This window comes from Rhizobium sp. NFR03 (genome assembly GCF_900111275.1).
Taxonomy (GTDB): domain Bacteria; phylum Pseudomonadota; class Alphaproteobacteria; order Rhizobiales; family Rhizobiaceae; genus Ferranicluibacter.
Genome location: NZ_FOGR01000001.1, coordinates 386702 through 408810, shown reverse-complemented (window position 1 = coordinate 408810; position 22109 = coordinate 386702). Strand labels below are relative to the sequence as shown.

Genomic DNA, 22109 nt, shown 5'->3' with positions numbered 1-22109 from the left:
GCGTATCGAGGGGTATGAATGTCTCGCAAACTGCTGATCCGGCTGGTTGAAGCCGAATATTCGATCACCCGGCTGAATGTCGGCTCGCCGCTGCCGGAATGGCTGCCGGGCGCCGGCTTCTGGTCGGTCTCCTCGTCGCGCGAGGAAATGACGCTCGTCTGTCGTGCCGCACGCGTGCCGACAGGTGTGATTTCTTCGAATGGCTGGCGGTGCCTCAGGATCGAGGAACACTTCGCGTTCGATATTCCAGGCATTCTGTCGTCGGTGCTGGAGCCGTTATCGACGGCGGGTGTCGGGCTGTTTGCGAACTCGACCTTCAGCACCGACTATATCTTCATCCTCGGCTCGGACCTCGACAAGGCGGTTGCCGCGCTCAAGGCCCACGGCCATGAGGTCATGGTCTGAGCGGGCTGATCACGGGCGCGGCGAAACCTAGCCCGATCAGGCCTTTTTTAGGAACTCCGTGCGAAGCACGAGACCCTTGACCTTTTCCGCATTGCACTCGACTTCTGCCGGATCGTCCGTCAGGCGAATGTTCTTGACCAGCGTCCCGCGCTTCAGCGTGACCGAGGTGCCCTTGACCTTGAGGTCCTTGATCAGTGTCACCGAGTCGCCATCGGCGAGTTCGGTTCCGTTGCTGTCCCTGACGACGATGCTCATGGTTGTATCTCCTCTGGCGCGCCCCCGCGCCTGCGTGTGTGTTTCGCCGCTTATGACGCTCGGAAGGATCCCGCGCAAGGGCTTCGGCATGGGATCTGATGCGGTGGTTCATCGCAGGCGATGCATAACGAAAAGATGACTGGACGGGCAGGGCGCGCGCCTTATCTTCGCTTTCATGCGCCGTAAAAGCGTCGGCCTCTGTATGTGGCTTCCCTGTGCTGCGGCCATGGCTTGTCTGGTCTCGTTTGCCCGAGGCTTTTCCTTCCGCCGTCGTGCCGGTAAGGTGCCGGCGAACCGACTGCTTATCTTTCCGAAACGAGGACTTCATGGGATCACACCGCTCCAGCTTCACCCGGACGGCGGCGCTTGCCCTGTCGACGGCTCTCGTTCTCGCAAGCCCATTCGAGGCGGCGGCCCAGGTCGCCAAACCGATCGCGCCGCCAGCGGCCACCGGGCCGCTTCCCGTACCGCCGCAGCCTTCGCCGTCCATCGCCCCGCAGGCACGCGCCGCGCAGGGCCCGGACTCCGTGGCCGATCTCGCGGCCGGCCTTCTGGATGCCGTCGTCAACATCTCCACCTCTCAGAACGTGAAGACGGACGACGACGCACCGATGCCGAAGGTGCCGCAGGGGTCGCCGTTCCAGGATTTCTTCGATGAATTCTTCAAGGGGCAGAACGGGCAGGGCGCGCCGGGCCGCAAGGTCGAATCGCTCGGCTCTGGCTTCGTTATCGATCCCACCGGTTATATCGTCACCAATAACCACGTCATCGAGGGGGCTGACGATATCGAGGTCAACTTCGCCAACGGCTCGAAGCTGAAGGCGAAGCTGATCGGAACCGATACCAAGACCGATCTTGCGGTGCTGAAAGTCGAGCCGAAGAAGCCTCTGACGGCCGTGCCGCTCGGCGACAGCCGCACGATGCGGATCGGCGACTGGGTGATGGCGATCGGCAACCCGTTCGGTCTGGGTGGTACGGTGACCGTCGGCATCATTTCGGCCCGCGGGCGCAATATCAATGCCGGCCCTTACGACAACTTCATCCAGACGGATGCCGCCATCAATCGCGGCAACTCGGGTGGACCTCTGTTCAACATGAAGGGCGAGGTGATCGGCATCAACACGGCGATCATCTCGCCTTCCGGCGGCTCGATCGGCATCGGTTTTTCGGTGCCCACGGAGCTCGCTTCCAACGTCATTACGCAGCTGAAGGATTTCGGCGAGACCCGGCGCGGCTGGCTCGGCGTTCGCATCCAGCCGGTTACCGACGATATTGCCGAAAGCCTCGGCATGGATACGCCGCGCGGCGCGCTGGTTGCCGGTATCATCGAAGGCGGCCCGATTTCGAAGGGTGAGATCAAATCCGGCGACGTCATTACCAAGTTCGACGGTCGCGACGTGGCGGAGATGCGCGATCTCCCGCGGGTGGTTGCCGAAAGCCCGGTCGGCAAGGCCGTGGATGTCATCGTCATACGGGACGGCAAGGAGATGACCGTTCAGGTCACGCTCGGCCGGCTGGAAGATTCGGACGTTGCAAGTGCCGAGACGTCCACGGACGATGCGCCTGCGTCCCCGAACGACGCGCCGGCGACGGAAGGCGAAGGCGGTGCGGGTAGCCAGGAAGGAACCGACCAGGCGGAGCCACCGGCGGCTGAGCTGTCGAAACCCGACGAAGTGCTCGGCATGAAGCTCGCCTTGCTGGAGGCACCGAACCGCCGCAGCTTCGGCATTGGCGACGATGTCGAAGGCGTCGTCATCACCGAGGTCGCCCAGGGCTCGGCCGCTGCCGAGCGGCGGATTACGGCAGGCGATGTGATCGTGGAGATCGGCCAGGAAGCCATGAAGACACCCGAGGACGTAACCGCTCGCATCGAGGAGCTGAAGGCCGACGGGCGTCGCAACGCCTTGCTGATGATCTCCAACAAGACCGGCGAATTGCGGTTCGTCACGGTGCGGATCGAGTAGCAAACATTTCGCGAAATCGTGGGGCCTCCGATTGGAGGCCTCCGTCACTCCGGGCGCTTGAGCCTGTAGAGCACGTGTCGTTTCAGGTGGGGATGCGTATCGGGCACGCGGGGATGGTCGAAGTCCCCGGCAATGTCGCGGACGAGGCCGATGCGCTCCATCACGGATATTGAGCGGCGGTTGTCTGCGACGGCGAATGAGACGATCTCGTTCAGATCGCGCGTCTGAAATCCAAGGTCGACAAGGGTGCTTGCCGCTTCCGTCACATAGCCTTTCGACCAGTGGCGTCGCGCCAGGCGCCAGCCGATCTCGACCGTGCCGATCGGCAGGATCGGCGCGAGATCCGGAATAGCAAGTCCGCAGAAGCCGATAGGCTCATCCGTCTCCTTCAGGCCTATCGCGAAGAAGCCATAGCCCGTGTCCGCGATCGCCTGACGGTTCCGGTCGAACAGGGCGTCGGCATCCGCGCGATCCCGGCGGAACGGGAAGAATGTCATGACCTCGGGATCGCTGTTGATCTCGAAGAACAGATCCCGATCAGACTCCTGCCAGTTGCGCAGCCGAAGGCGCTCTGTCTCCGCAATGATCATGCACGACCGGCTGGGGTAACGAAATCGGTTTTGCGATAGCCCTGGATGTAGAGGAGGGCGGTGAGGTCGCCATGGTCGATGCGGATCTTCGCCTCCGCGGAGACGGTCGGCTTTGCGTGAAGCGCAACGCCCGAGCCTGCAAGCTTGATCATGCCAAGATCGTTCGCGCCGTCGCCGACGGCCATGGCATCTTCCGGCGTGATCCCGAGCCGTTCCGTGATGTCGATCAGGGCATCGACCTTGGCCTGCCGCCCGAGGATCGGTTCCTCCACCGTGCCGTCGAGAATACCGTCTTTGACCACCAGCCGGTTGGCGCGATTTTCGTCAAATCCGATTCGCCTGCCGATGGGGCCTGTAAAGACGGTAAAGCCCCCGGACACGAGGGCGGTATAGGCACCCTTCGCCTTCATGGTGGCGACCAGTTCGATTCCGCCGGGCGTCAGCGTGATGTGCTTCTCGATCACATCGTCCACAACGCCGAGCGACAGCCCCTTGAGCAGGCCTACCCGCTCTATCAGCGCAGGCTCGAACGCGATTTCGCCATTCATGGCCCTTGCGGTGATGACGGCAACCTGATCCTTCAGGCCGACTTCCGCTGCGAGTTCGTCGATGCATTCCTGCCCGATCATGGTCGAGTCCATGTCGGCGATCAGCAGGCGCTTGCGCCGCGTTTCCGCATCCTGCACGATGACATCGACCGGCTGTCCGGCAACGGCTTCACGCAATTGCCGCTCGGCATCCACCGCGTCCGTACCGTCGCGCAGCGCGATATCGCAGGCGATACCGTCCGCAAGCCAATAGAGACCGGACGCGTTGACGGCCGCTGCGGCCTTTTCACCGAGCGCCGCGCTCAGCACCGGATTTGACGGATTGGCGACAAGCGTGGCAACGAGAGCCATGATGAAAAACCTTGAAAGAGGACAGGACACGATCCTGATAACGGGACCGACTGCCAGCGGCAAGTCCGCGCTCGCCGTTCGGCTGGCGCAGGCGCATGGCGGCGTGGTCGTCAATGCCGACAGTATGCAGGTCTACGATACCCTGCGCGTGCTGACCGCGCGGCCATCCGAAGCCGATATGGACGGTGTGCCGCACAGGCTCTACGGGCATGTGCCGGCCGGCCACAGCTATTCCACCGGCGAATGGTTACGGGAGGTGACCGTGTTGCTGGACCAGCTCCGCGCGGAGGGACGGGTGCCCATCATCGTTGGCGGCACCGGCCTCTACTTCAAGGCGCTGACGGGCGGATTGTCCGAAATGCCGGATGTGCCGGAAGAAATCCGCTCGTCCCTGCGGGCGCGCCTGCAGGCGGATGGACCCGGGCCGCTGCATGCCCGGCTTGCGCAGGTCGACCCCGAGGCAGCCGTCGTGCTGAAGCCCGAGGACGGGCAGCGCATCGTGCGCGCTCTTGAAATCTTCGAGGCGAGCGGCCGGTCGATCCGCAGCTTTCAGGCCATGCGTGGTGCGACGGTCGTTGAACCGGATAGAGCCCTGAAGATGATCGTGACGCCGGATCGGGACGAACTTCGCCGGCGGATCGACCGGAGGTTCGAGACCATGCTGGATCAGGGGGCGGTGGAAGAAGTCGAACGCCTGCTGGAGAGGGAACTTTCGGCCGACCTACCGGCCATGAAGGCGATCGGCGTGCCGCAGATCGCGGCGATGCTGCGCGGTGAGATGGATCGACGCGGCGTCATCGAGACCGCGTCGGCTGCGACGCGCCAATATGCCAAGCGGCAGATGACGTGGTTTCGCAATCAGCTGGACGAGAGCTGGGGGCGTGTGGCGCCTTGATCGCGTAGCATGAATAAGCCTGAGGCCTATTTGCGGATCATGCTGCCGAGCGGCTTTCTGAGCAGACTCTCGCGGAGAGATGGCGCCCGCAGGGCGGGGGCCGGTTCGTCCGGTGTGGCGGAGGGCTGCGCGTCGGCCGCGGGACGATCCGCTTCGCCGAGAATCTGACGGCGATAGGCGTTGAAGCGGTCGACCTGCGGATTGGATATGGGGTCCGGGTGCTGCGGCTCGACGCGTGGCAGCATGTCTGGGCGGTAGCTTTCGAGCCTGTCCGATCCGGTCGGTATCTCGCCTCGCTTCGGGCTCTCCAGCCGCTCGGCGGCGCGAGGAGAGAGCTGTGGTTCGAGACTGTCGCCGAACGAGAGATTGCCGGCTCCGGTGGGACTGGTCGAGAGCGGCGTCGTCTCGCTGCCTGAACTTGCGCGCATTCGCGCCACGATCGTGCGCAGGTCCACATTGGCGGGCGTGTCATCGTCGGCCTTCATCAGTCCGCCGGCCGCCTTCGGCAGGCGATTGTCCGGAATGCGCTCGAATCGCATGCGCATCGGCACGGACACGGCTTCTCCGAAAGCGATAGCCTCGCCGTTTCCGATCGAGGAGAGAAAGCTCATGGTCGACACGGACGAATCCGGAATGGCCGAGCGGATGATGTCCTGGTCGCGGTCGTTCGACAGGCGCATGGCAAACACCGTCGAGCACTGCGAGAGGATGGTGGGGTCGAGTTCGCCGGGGCGCTGGGTGATCATGCCAAGCGAGACGCCGTATTTTCGCCCCTCCTTTGCGATGCGAGCGATGGCCTGGCGGGTTGGCAGGAAACCGAGGGACTGGTCGGCCGGTACGTAACGGTGCGCCTCTTCGCAGACGACGAGCATGTGAACGCCGCCATTGCTCCAGAGGCCGATTTCGAACGCCATGCGGCAGAGAACCGAAGCCACCGAATTGACGACCTCCGACGGGATGCCCGCCAGCTGGAACGTGGTGATGGGGCGCCCGTCGCCGGGAATGCGAAAGATCTTGGCGATCGTTTCCAGGATCGTGTCGTTGATCGTGTTGGACGAAAACATGAAGGTGTAGCGCGGGTCGTTGACCGCCGCCATGATGCGCACTTTCAGCGACCGGAGTGCCGGCTTTTCGGTGCGGCCTTCCAGGCGGCCGATACGCTCGTCGATCAGCGCCATCAGGTCTGCGATGCGATAGGGAACCGGCGTATCCGCCGTCAGGGAGCTCTTTTCCGTCTGCCGGCGCATCAGACCGCCATCGCCCTTGAAGCCCTTCTTCGCCTCGGGAATGAGGTCGCGAAGGATGTCGAGTTCCTCTGCAATGGCGGGGCGTCCCCGGAAGACGACCTCCGCGAATTCCTCGAGCCGCATCAGCCAGAAGGGCAGGTCCAGCGTGTCCGTGTCGATCACGACGGCATGATCGGGAAAGGCGGCCGCGAACTCGTTGTGCGGATCGAGGATCAGAATGCGCAGCTTGGGATCGGCCTCGATCGCCTTTCGCAGAAGCAACGTCACGGCTGACGACTTTCCCACGCCGGTGGTGCCGACGACGGCGAAATGCTTCGACAGCATGGAGGGAATATGGATCGCCGCGTCCAGGCTCTCGTCCTGCGTCAGCTTTCCGATGGTGAAGCTGCCGCCGCGGCCGGTGTCGTAAATGCGTGCGAGGTCGGCCGTGCGGATGCGGTGCGCGATGGCGCCGAGATAGGGATACTGGCTGATTCCGGCGGAGAAGGCCTCCCGACCATCGAGGTCGACACGGACCTCTCCGACGAGTTCAACGTCGATCCGGAAGATATTGTCCTGCTGCTCCGCCCAGTTGTCGTCGCTGGTGCGCATGGAGGAGACAAGGGCGACGACGCGATTTTCGCCAACGGTGATGGAGACCAGCCGCCCGACCGACCAGAGCTCCGTCAGGGAGGTCTCACCGTTCTCGGCCAGTGCCGCGATGGTCGCGCGCGATCCATTACAGGCGATGACACGACCGAGGAAGCGATTGCCCCGGGCGATGGTATCGCGCCTGTCCGCCTCAGCTGCCCGGCCATCGGCCTGAAGTTCGTTGCTCACCACGTCGTAACCTCGCTTACGTCGCGGAATGTAAGTGAAGGACTTTAAGAATATGTTTCTCTTCGGCTATTTTTGATTTCACGGGACGTCGTCATGCGTGAACGCGCCTCTCGATCCGTAGCGGCTTCCATCCCGTCAAAGGTGTAAAAAGCGTTGACGGCACGGCCGAATGCCGGTATCAGTGCGCCCCATGAACATTCAAGCAATCATTCTTGTGGTGGGATCGCGCATGGGCAGGATGGTGTAACCATCCGGCGATAGCCACCCATGCGCAAACCAAGGCTCCTGACGGGGCCTTTTTTTATGCCTTCGAACAAGCAGAGCACAGGATCGAGACATGTCGGGCGGAGATAGCGAAATGGATGCAGCGAGCAGGGATAACAGAATGACGGGCGCGGAAATCGTTCTGCGCGCACTCAAGGACAATGGCGTCGAGGTCATCTTCGGCTATCCCGGCGGTGCCGTTCTCCCGATCTATGACGAGATCCACCAGCAGGAAGACATCAAGCACATCCTCGTCCGTCACGAGCAGGGCGCCGGCCACATGGCCGAAGGATATGCTCGCTCTACCGGCAAGGTCGGCGTCATGCTCGTCACCTCCGGCCCCGGCGCCACGAATGCGGTAACGCCGCTGCAGGACGCGCTGATGGATTCGATCCCGCTCGTCTGCCTGTCCGGTCAGGTTCCAAGCTCGCTGATCGGCTCAGATGCTTTCCAGGAGTGCGACACGGTCGGCATCACCCGGCCCTGCACCAAGCACAACTGGCTGGTCAAGGACGTCAACGAACTGGCGGCCATCATCCACGAAGCCTTCCGCATCGCCAGATCCGGTCGGCCCGGCCCGGTTCTGGTCGATATTCCCAAGGACATCCAGTTTGCGACGGGCACCTATACCCCGCCGTCCGCCGTTCCGATCCAGACGAGCTACCAGCCGAAAGTCGATGGCGATATTCGCCGGATCGAGGAGGCGGTCGCGCTGATGAAGACGGCGCGCCGTCCGGTCATCTACTCCGGCGGTGGCGTCGTCAATTCGGGCGACGAGGCGACACGGCTGCTGCGCGAACTGGTTTCGCTGACGAATTTCCCGATCACCTCGACCCTGATGGGCCTTGGCTGCTACCCGGCTTCCGGCACCAATTGGCTCGGCATGCTCGGCATGCACGGCACCTACGAGGCCAACATGGCCATGCACGATGCCGATGTCATGATCTGCATCGGAGCGCGTTTCGACGACCGGATCACCGGCCGACTGAACGCGTTCTCGCCGAATTCCAAGAAGATCCATATCGACATCGACCCTTCCTCGATCAACAAGATCGTCCGCGTCGATGTTCCGATTGCTGGCGATGTCGGCCGGGTTCTCGAAGAGATGGTTCGCCTCTGGCATGCCGGATCGGCCGATGTCGACAAAGCGCGGCTCAATGACTGGTGGGGCGACATCGCGCGCTGGCGTGGCCGCAAGTCGCTGTCCTACAAGCCGAGCGACGACGTTATCATGCCGCAATACGCTATTCAGCGTCTGCATGCGTTGACGAAGGATCGCGACACCTACATCACCACCGAAGTCGGCCAGCACCAGATGTGGGCTGCGCAGTTCTACGGCTTCGAAGCGCCGAACCGCTGGATGACGTCGGGCGGCCTCGGCACGATGGGTTATGGTTTCCCGGCCGCCATCGGCGTTCAGGTCGCGCATCCCGACAGCCTCGTCATCGACATTGCAGGCGATGCTTCGATCCAGATGTGCATTCAGGAAATGTCCTGCGCGGTCCAGTACGGGCTGCCGGTCAAGATCTTCATCCTGAACAATCAGTACATGGGCATGGTCCGCCAGTGGCAGCAGCTGCTGCACGGCAACCGCCTCTCCAACTCCTACACGGAAGCGATGCCGGACTTCGTCAAACTGGCGGAAGCCTATGGTGGCGTAGGGATCCGTTGCGAAAAGCCCGGCGAACTCGACGATGCGATCCTGCGGATGATCGACAGCCCCGCGCCTGTCATCTTCGATTGCCGTGTCGCAAATCTCGCCAACTGCTTCCCGATGATCCCATCGGGCAAGGCACACAACGAAATGCTGCTGCCGGATGAAGCGACGGACGAAGCGGTTGCGACAGCGATCGACGCCAAGGGACGCCAGCTCGTTTGATTGCATGGGCGGGACGCGGTAGATTAAGCGCGTCCCGTTTCGGAGAGGTGAGGCTATGGCGAGAGTGAGACTTTCAGATGCCGGCGATCTACATGTGCCTCTTGAGTTGCGAGAGAGCCTCGGCCTCGCTGCGGGTGCGGAAATCGAACTGACGACGAGCGAGGGACGAATGATCGCCGTTCCCGTCGTGAAGACGGAGGCCTCCGAGAGGAAAACACTGACTATGGCGGAGTTTCTGGAGCGGATTCCGCCGTACGAAGGACCGTCTATCGATCTGACAGCGGCCTTGATGGATGAGGCCATTCTGGCGGAAGCAAAACGTCGATTTGAAAAAGTAAGTCGGCAGTGGCATGACGACAATAACGATTGATACCAATATTCTCTTCCGGATTTTTCTGAAAGACGGCAGTGAACAATGACAAGTCGCGGCACAGCTCCTGCAGTCTAACCGCGTCGTGATCATTCCGACCGTTCTTCTCGAAACGGAGTGGGTCCTTCGCAGTATCGCGAAATACTCGCGTATTCGTGTCTTGGAGCTTTTTCGCTCGATGATGGCGTCACACGACTTCATGATCATTGACCGGGAAGACATCGAACGGGCTCTTGCTGCCTTCGAAGCCGGAATGGACTTTGCAGACGCCATGCATTTTTGCCTCAGCGATGAGGCCACAACATTCGTCACCTTCGACCGCGACCTCGTACGCCGCGCGAAAAAGCTCAGACCCGATGCCAGCGTTGAGCTGGCAGACACACTCTAGAGGAAACGGACCTACACCATGAACGCCCATCTACAGCCGACCGGCTCGGCCTATTTCATCGCCAAGGAAACCGAGATTGCGGAGAAGCATACGCTGTCCGTTCTGGTGGCCAACGAGCCGGGTGTTCTGGCGCGGGTGATCGGGCTGTTTTCCGGGCGCGGCTACAATATCGAAAGCCTCACCGTGTCGGAGACCGAACATGAGGCGCACCTGTCGCGCATCACGATCGTCACACGCGGCACACCGCATGTGCTGGAGCAGATCAAGTCGCAGCTTGAGCGGCTGGTGCCGGTTCACCGCGTCGTGGACCTGACGGTGCGTGCCGGCTCGCTTGGGCATGACCGGCCGATCGAGCGGGAGGTTGCGCTGGTCAAGGTCAAGGGAACGGGTGAAAACAGGGCGGAAACGCTGCGGCTTGCCGATGCCTTCCACGCAAAGGTGGTCGATGCGACCGTGGAGCATTTCATTCTGGAGATCACCGGCAAGTCGTCGAAGATTGACCAGTTCGTTGCCGTCATGAAGCCGCTCGGGCTTCTGGAGGTCTGCCGCACCGGCATCGCTGCGATGAATCGCGGTGCGCAGGGAATGTCATAACGCTTTGATCCCAGGTGCTTGAGGCGCGTTTCTCGCAAACAGAGTCCGGGTCCTCAAGTATCGATTCAGGAACAGGGGCTGCGCATCGGCAAGGAAGCGCAGCCCTTCTCGTTTCAGATCATTTCGAGGGGGCGTTTCCGCGACGGAGGTGGGAATACAGCATCCAGTGTTGACATGTCCTCGTCCGTCAATCGAATGTCCACGGCAGCGAGATTCTCGCGGATGCGGTCGGGGCGACCCGTCTTGGGTATGGCGATGATATCCGGTGTCGCCAAAACGAAGGCAAGCGCGATTTGGGCGACCGTCGCGCCATGCGCGGCAGCAACGCGCTTCAGGGTGGCGTTGCCGAGGAGACGACCTTCATCCAGCGGCGAATAGGCCATGATCGGCGCCCGTCTTTCCGCACACCATGGAACGAGATCGAAGGCAATGCCGCGGCGCGACAGGTTATAAAGAACCTGATTGGTCGCGACCTTGCCCGGCGCCAGTTCTTCGACCTCCTCCATGTCATCGACATCGAAGTTGGAGACCCCCCAAGCGCGGATCTTGCCGTCCTGCTGCAGGCGCTCGAATGCCTCCACCGTCTCGGACAGTGGCACGCCACCACGCCAGTGCAAGAGGTAGAGGTCGATGTGATCCGTACCCAGGCGCTTGAGGCTATCCTCGCAAGCGCGCAGCGTCTTCGACAGCGAGGCGTTTGAAGGCAGCACCTTGCTGACGATGATGGCGTCGTCGCGACGGCCGGCGATGGCCTCTCCCACAACACGTTCCGCACCGCCATCGGCATACATCTCGGCGGTGTCGATCAGCGTCAGACCGAGATCGAGCCCCAGTCTAAGGCTTGAAACCTCTTCCGCGCGCGTTGCCTGGCTTTCACCCATGTGCCAGGTCCCTTGGCCGAGAACAGGAACCGACACGCCGTTGGGGAAAGTGGTGGTGGGCAAAGTCGCGGTCATCGGGTTATCCTCTGTGTGTCTCGGTGGGATATAGGCGTCCGCGGGTCTGACGGAAGAGGGGTCATTCCACAGGTTGCCGAGCGCCTGCGCGCTTGGCCACGAAACGAGCGAGCGGTGGGCCCATGGCCATGACGATGAGCAGCCGCGCCGTTTGCAAGGCCATGACGAAGGAAATATCGACATTGCTGGATGCCGCGATGATGGCGATCGAATCCATGCCACCGGGGCTGGTCGCCAGATAGGCCGTCAGCGGGTCGATGCCTGCGGTCTGCGTCAGGATGAAAGCGAGAAGGCCGGATATGCCCATCAGGACGAGGATGGAGGCAACTGTCGGCAGAAGCACACGGCGAGCGTGGGCGAGGATGGGGCGCGTGAAGCCGAGGCCGATGTTCCAGCCGAGCGCCGCATAGCTCATGGCCAGCAGCCATTCCGGCAGGTGGATGTGAACGCTGCCGGTGACGCTGAGCAGCCCGCCGATGAGGAAGGGCATGAGGAGGACGCCTGCGGGGATACGTAGATACCAGCCGACCATGCCACCGAAGACGGCAACCGCGAGCGTCTGTGCCAGGGAGAGTGCGGCAATCGGTTCGAACCAGACGATCGCTGCGGTGGCGCCCTCCAGCCCCGCCCAGTAACGGGCGACGAGAGCGGCGGCGGCGGCGACGAAGACCACGCGCAGATACTGCATGAAGGCAACCAGCCGCACATCTGCGCCATAAGCCTCCGCCATGACCATCATGGTGGTGGCGGCACCCGCCGAGCAGCCCCAGATGGCCGTCGTGCCGGGGAGAACGTTGAGCCGGGTGATCATGTAGCCGCTCAGCGTGCTCATGGTGATGACACAGACCACGATGCCGAGGAACAGGGGCCAGTTTCCAAGAAAAGTGCCCACGATATCGCCGGTGATGGAGCCTGCGATCATGGTGCCGATGAGCGCCTGGCAGGCGAGGACGAGGAAGCGCTTGAGGCGGATCGTCCCGCCGTTCAGGCCGACGATGCCGCCGGCGATCATGGGTCCCATCAGGAGCGCGGCGGGAATTCCGAGCGCCTCGATGCCGCCTGCAAGAGCGAGCGACAGAACGAGCAGAAGCGACCATTGTACGCCGTGGGATCGCCGACCGAGGCCGGTTTTCACAGGAGAGGAGTGTCGTGTCATCAGGTGAGCCGATCTCGGGCGCGTCCTGTCCGAGCGCGAAGTCTCGGCGCAGGACCTGCGGAAAAGCAGGGCCGGATATTCTCTGGTGAGTGGGTGTTCACCGGTAATGCTCGGGCCGGGATAAAAGACGTCCGGCGCGTTACGCGCAGGTATTTGCCGTCAGCGGTTTAAGAACCATGGGCAGCGGGAAGTCAAGGTTCGGGACGGTAGAGGCCTGCCAGGACGCGCTGCAGATGCTCGAATGTCTTGAGCGTCGGCACGGTGTAGCCGGTCCCGCAGGCCGGGAAAGCGCATGGCCGGGCTTGCGCTCCGGCACCGAATCCTGCCACGTCGTTCCATGGAATTTGCACCCCAGCAGGATGAGGCGCTGAAGGCTGTCAGCCAGTGGCTGAAGGCCGGGCGCAAGCCATTGTTCAGGCTGTTCGGCTATGCCGGAACAGGCAAGACGACGCTTGCGCGGCACTTCGCGGAGCACGTCGACGGGGAGGTGCTGTTTGCCGCCTTTACCGGCAAGGCGGCGCAGGTTTTGCGCTCCAAGGGCGCCTCCAACGCCAAGACCATTCATTCGCTGATCTATCGTCCACGCGGCGAGGAGGAGGTTTCCGATGAGGAAACCGGCAAGACATCCGTCTCGCCCATGTTCTCGATCAATCGGCAGAGCCCGGTCGCCAAGGCGGCGCTGATCATCGTCGACGAGTGCTCGATGGTCGATGAAGCGCTCGGCAAAGACCTGATGAGCTTCGGCACGCCGATCCTCGTGCTCGGTGATCCCGGGCAGCTTCCGCCGGTCACGGGGGGTGGGTATTTTACCAATGACGAGCCGGACTACCTGCTGACGGACATTCACCGGCAGGCGCGCGACAATCCCATCATCAAGCTTGCCATGCAGGTGCGAGAGGGCAAGGAGATTGCGTTCGGCGACTACGGCACGGCGAAGATCATTTCGAAGTCGGATGTGACGCAGGATCTCGTGCTCAAGGCAGACCAGGTGCTGGTCGGCACCAACAAGACGCGCCGCCGCTACAATACGCGGTTACGGGAACTGAAGGGGTTCACGACCGAATATCCGCAGTCCGGCGACAAGCTCGTCTGTTTGCGCAACGATCCCGCAAAGGGGCTCCTCAACGGATCGCTCTGGCAGGTGATGACCTCGTCCAAGGAAACGGTGAAGCCGGGGATCAACCTTATGATCAGGCCGGAAGACGACGATCTCGATCGGGGTGCGGCGAAGATCAAGCTGCTCAAGACCGCCTTCGAGGATGTCGAGGGAGAAATTCCCTGGTCGACCCGCAAGCGCTATGACGAGTTCGACTATGGCTATGCACTGACGGTGCACAAGGCTCAAGGGTCGCAGTGGAACGACGTCGTGCTGTTCGATGAGAGCTGGGCATTTCGCGACACGCGCGAGCGCTGGCTCTACACCGCAATTACCCGTGCTGCGGAAACGCTGACGATCGTCCGCTGATCCGGTCTCGATCTTCGCGGGTCGGAACGATCGCCCCTCAGGGATGAACGTTCCGCTTCAGCTCGCTGGCGCTGATGATGAATTCGCTCTCGTTCTTGCGCTTGCCCAGAAGCTTCTCCTGACAGATACGCGCTTCCTTCAGAGCATCCCGGCTTTTCTCGCGGCGATAGGTGTCCGTGATCAGCATGCACCGCATCAGCGGGCTCGATATCCCCTTGTCCACGGCATAGTGAAAGAGGTCGCCATTGGTGGCCAGCGTCTTGGCGGCGATCCCGAGACTTTCAAACAGCAGGTCGAAATCGTTCGAAAGGTTCTCGTTGTCGATCCATATCTGCGAGACGATATCGCCCGTCGCATCGCTCGACACGGTGACGCGCGTCTGTCCATCGGTCTCGGCAGGACTGATCGAAATGGTGAAGGCGAGGGGGCTCTTCGACGTCACAAATGAAGCGGCAGCGGCTGTGCTCGGTTTCGAGGCGGGTATGATGACCGTGTAGTAGTCCATCGCGGCGCGGATCTGTCCGGCAAGCTGTGCTGCCAAGCTCGTCTGTTCACCGTCGGAGCGAACCGTTACCCGCGGCAGGCCGATATCGGCGGCCCTCGTCAGAAGCGAGAAGCGGGCCTGGACTTGCGGGCTGACGCCGAGCGCTGTCGAACTGAGAGGCGCGAAGAGAAGGAGCGGGAGAAGGGAAATCATCGCGACGGGCGATGCAAGCGGCGCCGGAAGCCAGCCGGGCCTTGCCCGCCCGGTCATCGAAAGGCGGGATTTCGCGCGGGTGCCCGCGGTCATCGCTTTGTCTTCCGGGCTTTCGTCCGGGACATCGGCGACCGACGAGCTTTTGGCGATCTGTTCAGCTTGCTCAGCGACCGTTTCGGCAATGGCAGCTGGACCCGCTAAGTCCGCCACAGTCTCGGCAACCACTGCTTCCTCGGCATCCTCTACGTCCTGAACATCCGAGACGGGCGGGCGGCGCAGGTAGACGGGCGCGTATCCACCCTTTGGTATATCGATCTGCCAGACAGCATCCTTGCCGTCGGCCTCGTAATAAACAGCCAAAAGCTTGCGAAGCTTGCCGGCGTGAACGCGGACGAGGGGATCGCTATCGGCGTTGAAGGCGTCCGGCCGGCGGAAAACGTCCACGGCGATGGTGTAGCCCTTCAACTGCATGGCCTGCCCGGCCAGGTCTTTCGTGACCACGTAAGAGAGAAAGGCACGCAGACGCTCGGAGCGCGAGAAAGCAGTGCTGGACAGCACATCGGCAAGAGCTCTGCGAATTTCGGTATCGGTAGGTCTGTCCAACGGCTTCAAGGCACTGTCTCTCCTCTCTGAAAATTCCAGTGGGTCATCCCCTCCCAGGCATGCACCTTTGTCATCACGATTTTCGAATGCCCTCGGCTTCTATCAAGCACTGACAATGCGGTCTGACCAGTAGGGAATATACTACCGCACAAGCAAACCGTCATCAGCAGGTTTGCATGAGGCAGTCCTTATGGGCCCCGCTACGTTTTGGGCGGACGGCGCGATCGGTCGTTCCGCAAACAATCCGCCCACGGCAGATCAATGGCGTCAGCGCATGCGACTCGACGTCCTTCGACAGCATTCCTCCCGGTATTGTTCGTCTTGCCTTTCCTTCTAGCAAGGCCTGATACGCGGCGCGTTTAAAAATGATGTGATTTACTTACCAATGATGAAGAAATAAACCGCAGACGTGTATCTACAGGACTCCGATTGGCGTCTCGGTGTCACATCAGCAGCGAGCACTCCGGTATATGTCGCAATGGATCGCGCTCGCCGCTCCAGCTCTGGAACGGCGTCTCGCGGGATGGTAGAGGTGGGGCGTCGCCAAGCCGCGTCATCCGCCGTTCCGATTTCCCCGATGTCCATAGGTGTCACATGCCCGCCAAGCTTTCGGTCAACCTCAATGCGATCGCCATGCTGCGAAACCGGCGTGATCTCCCGTGGCCATCGGTTGTCGGTATAGGCAAGCGTGCGCTGGAGGCTGGCGCGCACGGATTGACGGTGCACCCGCGTCCCGACCAGCGGCATATCCGCTTCTCGGATCTCGGTCCTTTGCGGACGCTGATCGACGAGATGTTCCCGCAGGCGGAGTTCAATATGGAAGGCTATCCGAATGCAGAGTTTCTTGGACTGGTCGAGCGGCACCGTCCTGAGCAGGTCACGCTGGTTCCCGATGATCCGGCGCAGGCGACATCGGATCACGGCTGGGATTTCCGGGCAAACCGCGAGCTGCTGACGGATGTCATCTCGCGCTTGAAGGATCTGGGGCTTCGCGTTTCGTTGTTTGCGGACGGCGATGGCGACCGGGAGGCGCTTGAGATTGCACAGGCGACCGGTGCCGACCGCATCGAGCTTTACACAGGGCCCTATGGCGGTTGCTTCGGCGCGCCGGACCGGGCGGCGGTCATCGCGAAGGAACTGGGGCGAACGGCCGAGATCGCTCGCGAACTGGGCCTCGGGATCAATGCGGGCCATGATCTGACGGTGGAAAACCTGCCGATGCTTGTTGAGAATATTCCTCATCTTGATGAGGTGTCGATCGGCCATGGTTTGACGGCCGATGCGCTGGAATACGGGATGACCGAAACGGTCCGCCGGTTCCGCAGGGCCTGCGGCGAGGCAACGGCATGATGCAGCCGCCGGAGCGATAGAGCGCCGCGCGTCGTAGCGCGCATGTGCTCTATCGCTTGACTGCGCGAACGGTCAGCCGGCGAGCGCTGCCTTGTTTGCTTCCAGGAAGGCCTTCAGCTGCGTCGATGGCCGGCCCGTCAGCGTCTCCACCGAGTCCGTGACGATCTCGATATGGCCAAGGCGTGTATTTGCGTCGAAGGACACGAGGGTCGGGATGAGGAAATCGGGGAGCCCTGCACCGGCCAGCCCTTCGGCCAGCTGTTCGTCGGTCAGGTTGACGACCGCGATTGCCTTGCCCGTGACATCGCTGACGAGCGCGGCGACGTCCGCATTGGTATAGCTGACCGGGCCGGTGAGGGTGAGTGTGATATTGCCGGTTTCGTCGCCCAGAAGCGCTGCCGCGGTCGCGGCGGCAAGATCGGCCCGGGCGACGTAGGATGTACGGCCATCGCCTGCCGAGGTGTACCACGTGCCGGACTGAAGGGCGCTTGGCAACGACAGGAACAGGTTCTCCATGTACCAGCTGTTGCGAAGGATCGTGTAGGCGAGCCCCGATGCCTTGATGGCCTCTTCGGTGCCGAGGTGATCGGGTGCAAAGGTTACGGCCGACGTCTCGGCGTTGGGCAGGGACGTATAGAACAGGCGACCGACGCCGGCCCGTTTGGCCGCCGCGACGGCGTTGCGGTGCTGGGTCAGACGCTGGCCGGGGACGGCGAGCGCATCGGTCGAGATGATCAGCGCCTTGTCGATCCCTGTAAAGGCAGCGTCGAGCGTGGCGGCATCGTCGAAATCTGCTGCGCGCAGCGTCACGCCTCTCTCGGCATAGGCCGCGAGCTTGCCCGTGTCGCGGCTGGCAGCGACGATATCGGCGGGTGCAACCTTGCCCGAAGCGAGGAGGGCATCGAGAACGAGACGGCCGAACTGGCCGGAGGCGCCGGTGACGAGGATCGTGGACATGGACTTCCTTCTCAAGAATGACGGCTGCCGCATTGCAGGCTGTGCCGATGAAAGATATGGTCTCGAAAAGAGACCTTCTCTTCATTCATGACTAAGCCGTCTCTGTAAAGGCGGCAGTTTTTTCGCCTATAGGCACAGAAAGGGAACCGACCGGTGAACACGAATGTCCGCAAGACCCAAGGTGAAAACGCCATCATGATCGGCGGCATCGTTTTCACGTCCAGCAATTGCCCCATGCGGGATGTGCTCGGGAACATCGCCGGCAAGTGGACGACGTTGATGATCCACGCCTTGAGCGAGGGGCCGATGCGGTTCTCCGCGCTCAAGCGCACCATTCCGGATATCTCGCAACGCATGCTGACGCAGACGCTGCGCGATCTCCAGCGCGACGGATATATTTCGCGCACGGTCTATCCGACCAATCCGCCGAGCGTGGATTATGCCCTGACGGATCTCGGCCGCTCGTTCCTCACCGTGCTTCTGCCGCTCGTGGACTGGTCGACACGGCACCATGGTGCCATTCGCGAGGCCCGCAGCGAGTTCGACGCTACAATGTAGCGTGTATCGCTTCAGGCCGCCTTTTTGCTGGCCGCTTCCGTTGCCCCATCCAGTGCGAATGCAACCGCGGCCTTCGCATGGATGGCGGTCGAATCGAAGCCGGGAAGGGTGAGTGCATTCGGATCGAGGATGAGGCAGATTTCAGTGCAGCCAAGGATCACGGCATCGGCGCCATCAGCCTTTGCTTTCGCGATAACGGCGTGCAGCGCCCCACGCGAAGTGTCGTGGACATGGCCGGCGCAAAGCTCCTTGAAGATGACATCGTGCACGAGCGTGCGATCTTCGGCTGCGGGCACCATGACCTCTATTCCGAAGCCTGCCATGCGATCCGCATAGAAGCCGTGTTCCATGGTGTAGCGGGTGGCGAGCAACAGCGGACGACGAATGCCGGCGGCGGTCATTGCCTGCGCGGTCTCGTCGATAATGTTGATGAGGGGTACGCCGATGGCAGCCTGTACCTCTTCCGCCACGAGATGCATGGTGTTCGTGCAGATGAGAACGCAATCCGCGCCCGCGGCTTCGAGGCCACGCGCAACATCGGCGAGGCGCTTGGCCGCGTCCGCCCAGCGGCCCGCCATCTGCAGATCCACGATCGACTGAAAATCCACGGAATGCAGCAGGACTTCGGCCGAATGCAGGCCACCGAGCCGCGAACGCACCGCTTCGTTGACCATGCGGTAGTAGACCGCCGAACTTTCGAAGCTCATTCCACCGATGAGACCGATCTTGCGCATGATGTCGTTTCCCCTGCTGTCTGCGATAACGACCATGATGCGGCGGATCACGCGGGACATGCTTGCATATTCAGCTTTCTGAGGGTCGATGCGCGCCAGTGAATTGCGTCTCCGTCCATATCCATGCAATATTTCAGCGTTGAACCGTATGAAGGCGCTGGAATGCTCGATGATCGCGACCGGAAACTGCTGGGATTGCTGCAAGAGGACGCCGACCAGTCGGTGACGGTGCTGGCTGAAAAGATCAGCCTGTCGCTCTCGGCCTGCTCGCGTCGCATCCAGCGGCTGGAGGAGGCGGGTTATATCTCGCGCCGGATCGCGGTGCTCGATCGCGACCGCATCGGCGTGCCAACAACGGTGTTTGCGCTGATCAAGACGACACAGCACTCCGACGAGTGGATCGACGGGTTTCGCCGCATCATTCGCGATATCCCCGAGATCGTCGAGGTGCACCGCCTGACCGGCAATTACGATTACATCCTGAAGATCGTTCTGCCACGCGTCGAGCACTACGACGTGATCTACAAGCAGATCGTGCGCAAGACAGAACTCTTCGACGTTTCCGCCTCGATCTCGATGGAGGTTCTAAAGAGCGGCGGCGCGTTCCCGGTCGATTACGCGGTGTGAACGCTCAATTGTTAACGCTGGTGATGGCCCAGTGCGAAACGCCGCAGTCTTCCGTATCGCAGATGGCCGTCATCCACAGTGCACCATTCGCGAAGCCGACCCCGTCGCTGTTGACGATCAGGTCGCCATAGGTCTGTTCCGCTACGTCGTTCTGGGTGCCCTGCATCACCAGCGTCTCGTAATTCTCCACCATGTCATCCTCCGTCTGGATGTCGTAGCTCTCACCATTGGCGTTGACGGTCAGCGGATAGGCCCCGAGATTGGCCACGGTGACGGGATCGCCATACCGCATCGCCTCCGTCAGAAGCTTGAAGCTCTCATCGAACCCTTCCGAGTTGCCGTGAAGCGCCTCGATCCTTTCCCGGACCTGATCCCTCGATTGAGCATAGGTTGGAAGTGCCGACGAAAGCGCGGCAACGAGCGTGATGATGACGGCGCTTAGCTTCAGCATGGTGTCCTCCCGAGTATCTCCGTTGGACTTGTAGACCAGCAGACGGTGCAGCGGGAGGTGCATTCTTGCACTTTCACTCATTCAAGAAATTTTCATACGGCGGCTTGACCCAAAGCGAGGCATCCGGCATAAGAAGAACCGTACCGTACGGTACTCATCTGGAGGTTTATCACCGTGTCGTCCCTGTCCACCCAGCCGGAGTTTTCGCCGCGCCAGAACGCTGTGCTCGACAGCGCGCTTCGGCTGCTGGTCGATGGTGGCGAGCGGGCTTTGACGACGGCTGGCGTGGCGCGGGCGGCGAACTGCTCGAAGGAAAGTCTCTACAAGTGGTTCGGCGATCGCGACGGCATTCTGTCCGCGATGATCGGCTATCAGGCAAGCAAGGTGCGCACGCTGGAAGAGCGAGCGGAAACGCTGACCAAGGATAGTCTGCGCGCGCATCTGGTGGTCTTCGCGCAGGATCTGCTCGACGTCCTCAGCGGCGATGTCTCGCTGGCGCTCAACCGTCTTGCGATCGGGCAGGCGAGCCGGGATGGCTCCCATCTCGGGCAGATGCTGCAGGAGCGCGGCCGTCGCCAGATCGGCAAGCGTGCCGGCGGGTTGCTCGATGCCGGCCGCAGGGCAGGGCTCCTGCGGTTCGATGATGGCGAGGAAGCCTACGGCATGCTCTACGGGCTGGTCGTCACCGACCTGCATCTGCGCATGCTGCTCGGCGAGCATATGACGCTGACGAAGCAGGATTTCAGCCGCAGGGCGGAACGGGCGGTCGACGCCTTTCTCGATCTCTGCGGCACGAAGAAGTAAACGGCCAAGCCCTGAAGGCGGCCTGGAGTTCAACAAGGGAAGGATACATTCCATGCGCGTTTATTACGATCGTGATGCCGATCTCAATCTCATCAAGTCCAAGAACGTCGTCATCGTCGGCTACGGTTCGCAGGGTCGCGCGCACGCGCTGAACCTCAAGGATTCCGGCGCGACCAACGTCGTCATCGCCCTGAAGGCCGGTTCGCCGACCGTCAAGAAGGCTGAAGCCGACGGCTTCAAGGTCATGACCGTCGCCGAAGCCGCCAAGTGGGGCGACCTCCTGATGATGGCGACCCCGGATGAGCTCCAGGCCGACATCTACAAGGCCGACATCGCCGGCAACATCCGTGACGGAGCGGCCATCGCGTTCGCGCACGGGCTCAACGTTCACTTCGGCCTCATCGAGCCAAAGGATACGCTCGACGTCGTCATGATCGCGCCGAAAGGCCCGGGCCACACGGTTCGCGGTGAATACCAGAAGGGCGGCGGCGTTCCCTGCCTCGTTGCCGTCGAAAAGGACGCTTCGGGCAACGCGCTCGACCTCGCTCTCTCCTACGCCTGCGGCGTTGGCGGCGGTCGTTCGGGCATCATCGAGACGAATTTCAAGGAAGAGTGCGAAACCGATCTTTTCGGCGAACAGGTCGTTCTCTGCGGCGGTCTGGTCGAGTTGATCCGCGCCGGTTTCGAAACGCTGGTCGAGGGCGGCTACGCGCCGGAAATGGCGTATTTCGAGTGCCTGCACGAAGTGAAGCTGATCGTCGACCTGATCTATGAAGGCGGCATCGCCAACATGAACTACTCGATCTCCAACACGGCCGAGTGGGGCGAATACGTCACCGGTCCGCGCATCATCACCGCCGAAACGAAGGCCGAGATGAAGCGCGTCCTGCACGACATTCAGACCGGCAAGTTCACGTCGGACTGGATGCAGGAATACCGTTCGGGCGCCGCGCGCTTCAAGGGTATCCGCCGCATGAACGATACCCACCAGATCGAGGAAGTCGGCGCAAAGCTGCGTGGCATGATGCCCTGGATCGCCAAGAACCAGTTGGTCGACAAGGCTCGTAACTAAGCTTCGGTGTTCTGAGGAAATGGGGATGCCGGGCTGTCATGCCCGGCGTTTTCGTTCACGGCAATGATGATGACACCCGTTGTTTTTGCAGTGCAATAAAGATTGTGCTG

Annotated in this window: 23 protein-coding genes; 13 read left to right on the top strand and 10 right to left on the bottom strand. The window is 61.8% G+C overall.

Going from position 1 to position 22109, the window contains the following annotated elements; genetic code table 11:
* The first annotated feature begins 18 nt into the window (after window positions 1-18).
* Complete coding sequence (locus BSG19_RS01875) at window positions 19-405, top strand: ACT domain-containing protein (RefSeq protein WP_092984301.1); 387 nt, start codon at window positions 19-21, stop codon at window positions 403-405.
* Between the two features lie 36 nt (window positions 406-441).
* On the opposite strand, the gene BSG19_RS01870 is transcribed toward BSG19_RS01875, so the two are convergent.
* Window positions 442-660: an alkylphosphonate utilization protein gene (locus BSG19_RS01870; RefSeq protein WP_092984299.1), complete on the bottom strand. Its 219-nt coding sequence runs from the start codon at window positions 658-660 to the stop codon at window positions 442-444.
* A gap of 326 nt (window positions 661-986) precedes the next feature.
* Here BSG19_RS01870 and BSG19_RS01865 point away from each other — a divergent pair, with 326 nt between their 5' ends.
* Complete coding sequence (locus BSG19_RS01865) at window positions 987-2624, top strand: DegQ family serine endoprotease (RefSeq protein WP_092984297.1); 1638 nt, start codon at window positions 987-989, stop codon at window positions 2622-2624.
* 44 nt (window positions 2625-2668) lie between these two features.
* On the opposite strand, the gene BSG19_RS01860 is transcribed toward BSG19_RS01865, so the two are convergent.
* A complete protein-coding gene (locus BSG19_RS01860) occupies window positions 2669-3214 on the bottom strand; it encodes a GNAT family N-acetyltransferase (RefSeq protein ID WP_092984295.1) in 546 nt (181 codons plus the stop codon).
* A complete protein-coding gene (gene serB / locus BSG19_RS01855) occupies window positions 3211-4113 on the bottom strand; it encodes a phosphoserine phosphatase SerB (RefSeq protein ID WP_092984293.1) in 903 nt (300 codons plus the stop codon). The genes BSG19_RS01860 and serB overlap by 4 nt, the downstream gene beginning before the upstream one ends.
* On the opposite strand from serB, the gene miaA reads away from it, so the two are divergent.
* The gene (gene miaA / locus BSG19_RS01850) at window positions 4112-5008 is read left to right on the top strand and encodes a tRNA (adenosine(37)-N6)-dimethylallyltransferase MiaA (protein WP_092984291.1); all 897 of its coding nucleotides are present in this window, start codon (window positions 4112-4114) and stop codon (window positions 5006-5008) included. The two genes, serB and miaA, sit on opposite strands and share 2 nt — an antisense overlap.
* A gap of 26 nt (window positions 5009-5034) precedes the next feature.
* Here the strand turns inward: miaA and BSG19_RS01845 are convergent, their stop codons facing one another.
* The gene (locus BSG19_RS01845; protein WP_092984289.1) at window positions 5035-7077 is read right to left on the bottom strand and encodes an ATP-binding protein; all 2043 of its coding nucleotides are present in this window, start codon (window positions 7075-7077) and stop codon (window positions 5035-5037) included.
* Window positions 7078-7411: 334 nt separating this feature from the next.
* On the opposite strand from BSG19_RS01845, the gene BSG19_RS01840 reads away from it, so the two are divergent.
* The 4 genes from BSG19_RS01840 (at window position 7412) to ilvN (ending at window position 10569) form a co-directional block, all read left to right on the top strand.
* A complete protein-coding gene (locus tag BSG19_RS01840) occupies window positions 7412-9217 on the top strand; it encodes an acetolactate synthase 3 large subunit (RefSeq protein WP_170865829.1) in 1806 nt (601 codons plus the stop codon).
* 55 nt (window positions 9218-9272) lie between these two features.
* Window positions 9273-9587: an AbrB/MazE/SpoVT family DNA-binding domain-containing protein gene (locus BSG19_RS01835; protein WP_092984285.1), complete on the top strand. Its 315-nt coding sequence runs from the start codon at window positions 9273-9275 to the stop codon at window positions 9585-9587.
* A gap of 67 nt (window positions 9588-9654) precedes the next feature.
* Complete coding sequence (locus BSG19_RS01830) at window positions 9655-9975, top strand: type II toxin-antitoxin system VapC family toxin (protein WP_092984283.1); 321 nt, start codon at window positions 9655-9657, stop codon at window positions 9973-9975.
* An 18-nt stretch (window positions 9976-9993) separates the two neighbouring features.
* On the top strand, window positions 9994-10569 hold the full coding sequence (ilvN, locus tag BSG19_RS01825) for an acetolactate synthase small subunit (protein WP_092984281.1): 576 nt from the start codon (window positions 9994-9996) through the stop codon (window positions 10567-10569).
* A 113-nt stretch (window positions 10570-10682) separates the two neighbouring features.
* On the opposite strand, the gene BSG19_RS01820 is transcribed toward ilvN, so the two are convergent.
* The gene (locus tag BSG19_RS01820) at window positions 10683-11525 is read right to left on the bottom strand and encodes an aldo/keto reductase (protein WP_092984279.1); all 843 of its coding nucleotides are present in this window, start codon (window positions 11523-11525) and stop codon (window positions 10683-10685) included.
* 61 nt (window positions 11526-11586) lie between these two features.
* Window positions 11587-12681: an AbrB family transcriptional regulator gene (locus tag BSG19_RS01815; RefSeq protein WP_092984277.1), complete on the bottom strand. Its 1095-nt coding sequence runs from the start codon at window positions 12679-12681 to the stop codon at window positions 11587-11589.
* 337 nt (window positions 12682-13018) lie between these two features.
* Here BSG19_RS01815 and BSG19_RS01810 point away from each other — a divergent pair, with 337 nt between their 5' ends.
* The gene (locus BSG19_RS01810) at window positions 13019-14146 is read left to right on the top strand and encodes an ATP-dependent DNA helicase (protein WP_092985510.1); all 1128 of its coding nucleotides are present in this window, start codon (window positions 13019-13021) and stop codon (window positions 14144-14146) included.
* A 37-nt stretch (window positions 14147-14183) separates the two neighbouring features.
* Here BSG19_RS01810 and BSG19_RS01805 read toward each other — a convergent pair whose 3' ends face one another.
* Window positions 14184-15455, bottom strand: coding sequence for a hypothetical protein (locus BSG19_RS01805; RefSeq protein ID WP_092984275.1), 1272 nt, complete (start codon window positions 15453-15455; stop codon window positions 14184-14186).
* Between the two features lie 585 nt (window positions 15456-16040).
* Between BSG19_RS01805 and BSG19_RS01800 the strand changes: the two genes are divergently transcribed.
* Window positions 16041-16796: a pyridoxine 5'-phosphate synthase gene (locus BSG19_RS01800; protein WP_092984273.1), complete on the top strand. Its 756-nt coding sequence runs from the start codon at window positions 16041-16043 to the stop codon at window positions 16794-16796.
* Window positions 16797-16868: 72 nt separating this feature from the next.
* Here BSG19_RS01800 and BSG19_RS01795 read toward each other — a convergent pair whose 3' ends face one another.
* The gene (locus tag BSG19_RS01795) at window positions 16869-17753 is read right to left on the bottom strand and encodes an SDR family oxidoreductase (RefSeq protein ID WP_092984271.1); all 885 of its coding nucleotides are present in this window, start codon (window positions 17751-17753) and stop codon (window positions 16869-16871) included.
* Window positions 17754-17948: 195 nt separating this feature from the next.
* On the opposite strand from BSG19_RS01795, the gene BSG19_RS01790 reads away from it, so the two are divergent.
* Window positions 17949-18311 carry a winged helix-turn-helix transcriptional regulator gene (locus BSG19_RS01790; protein ID WP_092985508.1) on the top strand — a complete coding sequence of 121 codons (363 nt, stop codon included), beginning with the start codon at window positions 17949-17951 and terminating at the stop codon, window positions 18309-18311.
* An 11-nt stretch (window positions 18312-18322) separates the two neighbouring features.
* Here BSG19_RS01790 and BSG19_RS01785 read toward each other — a convergent pair whose 3' ends face one another.
* The gene (locus tag BSG19_RS01785) at window positions 18323-19045 is read right to left on the bottom strand and encodes an aspartate/glutamate racemase family protein (RefSeq protein ID WP_092985506.1); all 723 of its coding nucleotides are present in this window, start codon (window positions 19043-19045) and stop codon (window positions 18323-18325) included.
* Window positions 19046-19207: 162 nt separating this feature from the next.
* Between BSG19_RS01785 and BSG19_RS01780 the strand changes: the two genes are divergently transcribed.
* Window positions 19208-19672 (top strand): Lrp/AsnC family transcriptional regulator, encoded by a 465-nt coding sequence (locus BSG19_RS01780; protein WP_092984269.1) that lies wholly within the window; start codon window positions 19208-19210, stop codon window positions 19670-19672.
* Window positions 19673-19676: 4 nt separating this feature from the next.
* Here BSG19_RS01780 and BSG19_RS01775 read toward each other — a convergent pair whose 3' ends face one another.
* The gene (locus tag BSG19_RS01775; protein WP_092985504.1) at window positions 19677-20123 is read right to left on the bottom strand and encodes a hypothetical protein; all 447 of its coding nucleotides are present in this window, start codon (window positions 20121-20123) and stop codon (window positions 19677-19679) included.
* A 168-nt stretch (window positions 20124-20291) separates the two neighbouring features.
* Between BSG19_RS01775 and BSG19_RS01770 the strand changes: the two genes are divergently transcribed.
* Together BSG19_RS01770 and ilvC are read left to right on the top strand one after the other, a co-directional pair.
* Window positions 20292-20927 (top strand): TetR/AcrR family transcriptional regulator C-terminal domain-containing protein, encoded by a 636-nt coding sequence (locus tag BSG19_RS01770; protein ID WP_092984267.1) that lies wholly within the window; start codon window positions 20292-20294, stop codon window positions 20925-20927.
* Window positions 20928-20979: 52 nt separating this feature from the next.
* Window positions 20980-21999 (top strand): ketol-acid reductoisomerase, encoded by a 1020-nt coding sequence (gene ilvC, locus BSG19_RS01765; protein ID WP_092984265.1) that lies wholly within the window; start codon window positions 20980-20982, stop codon window positions 21997-21999.
* Window positions 22000-22109: the final 110 nt, after the last annotated feature.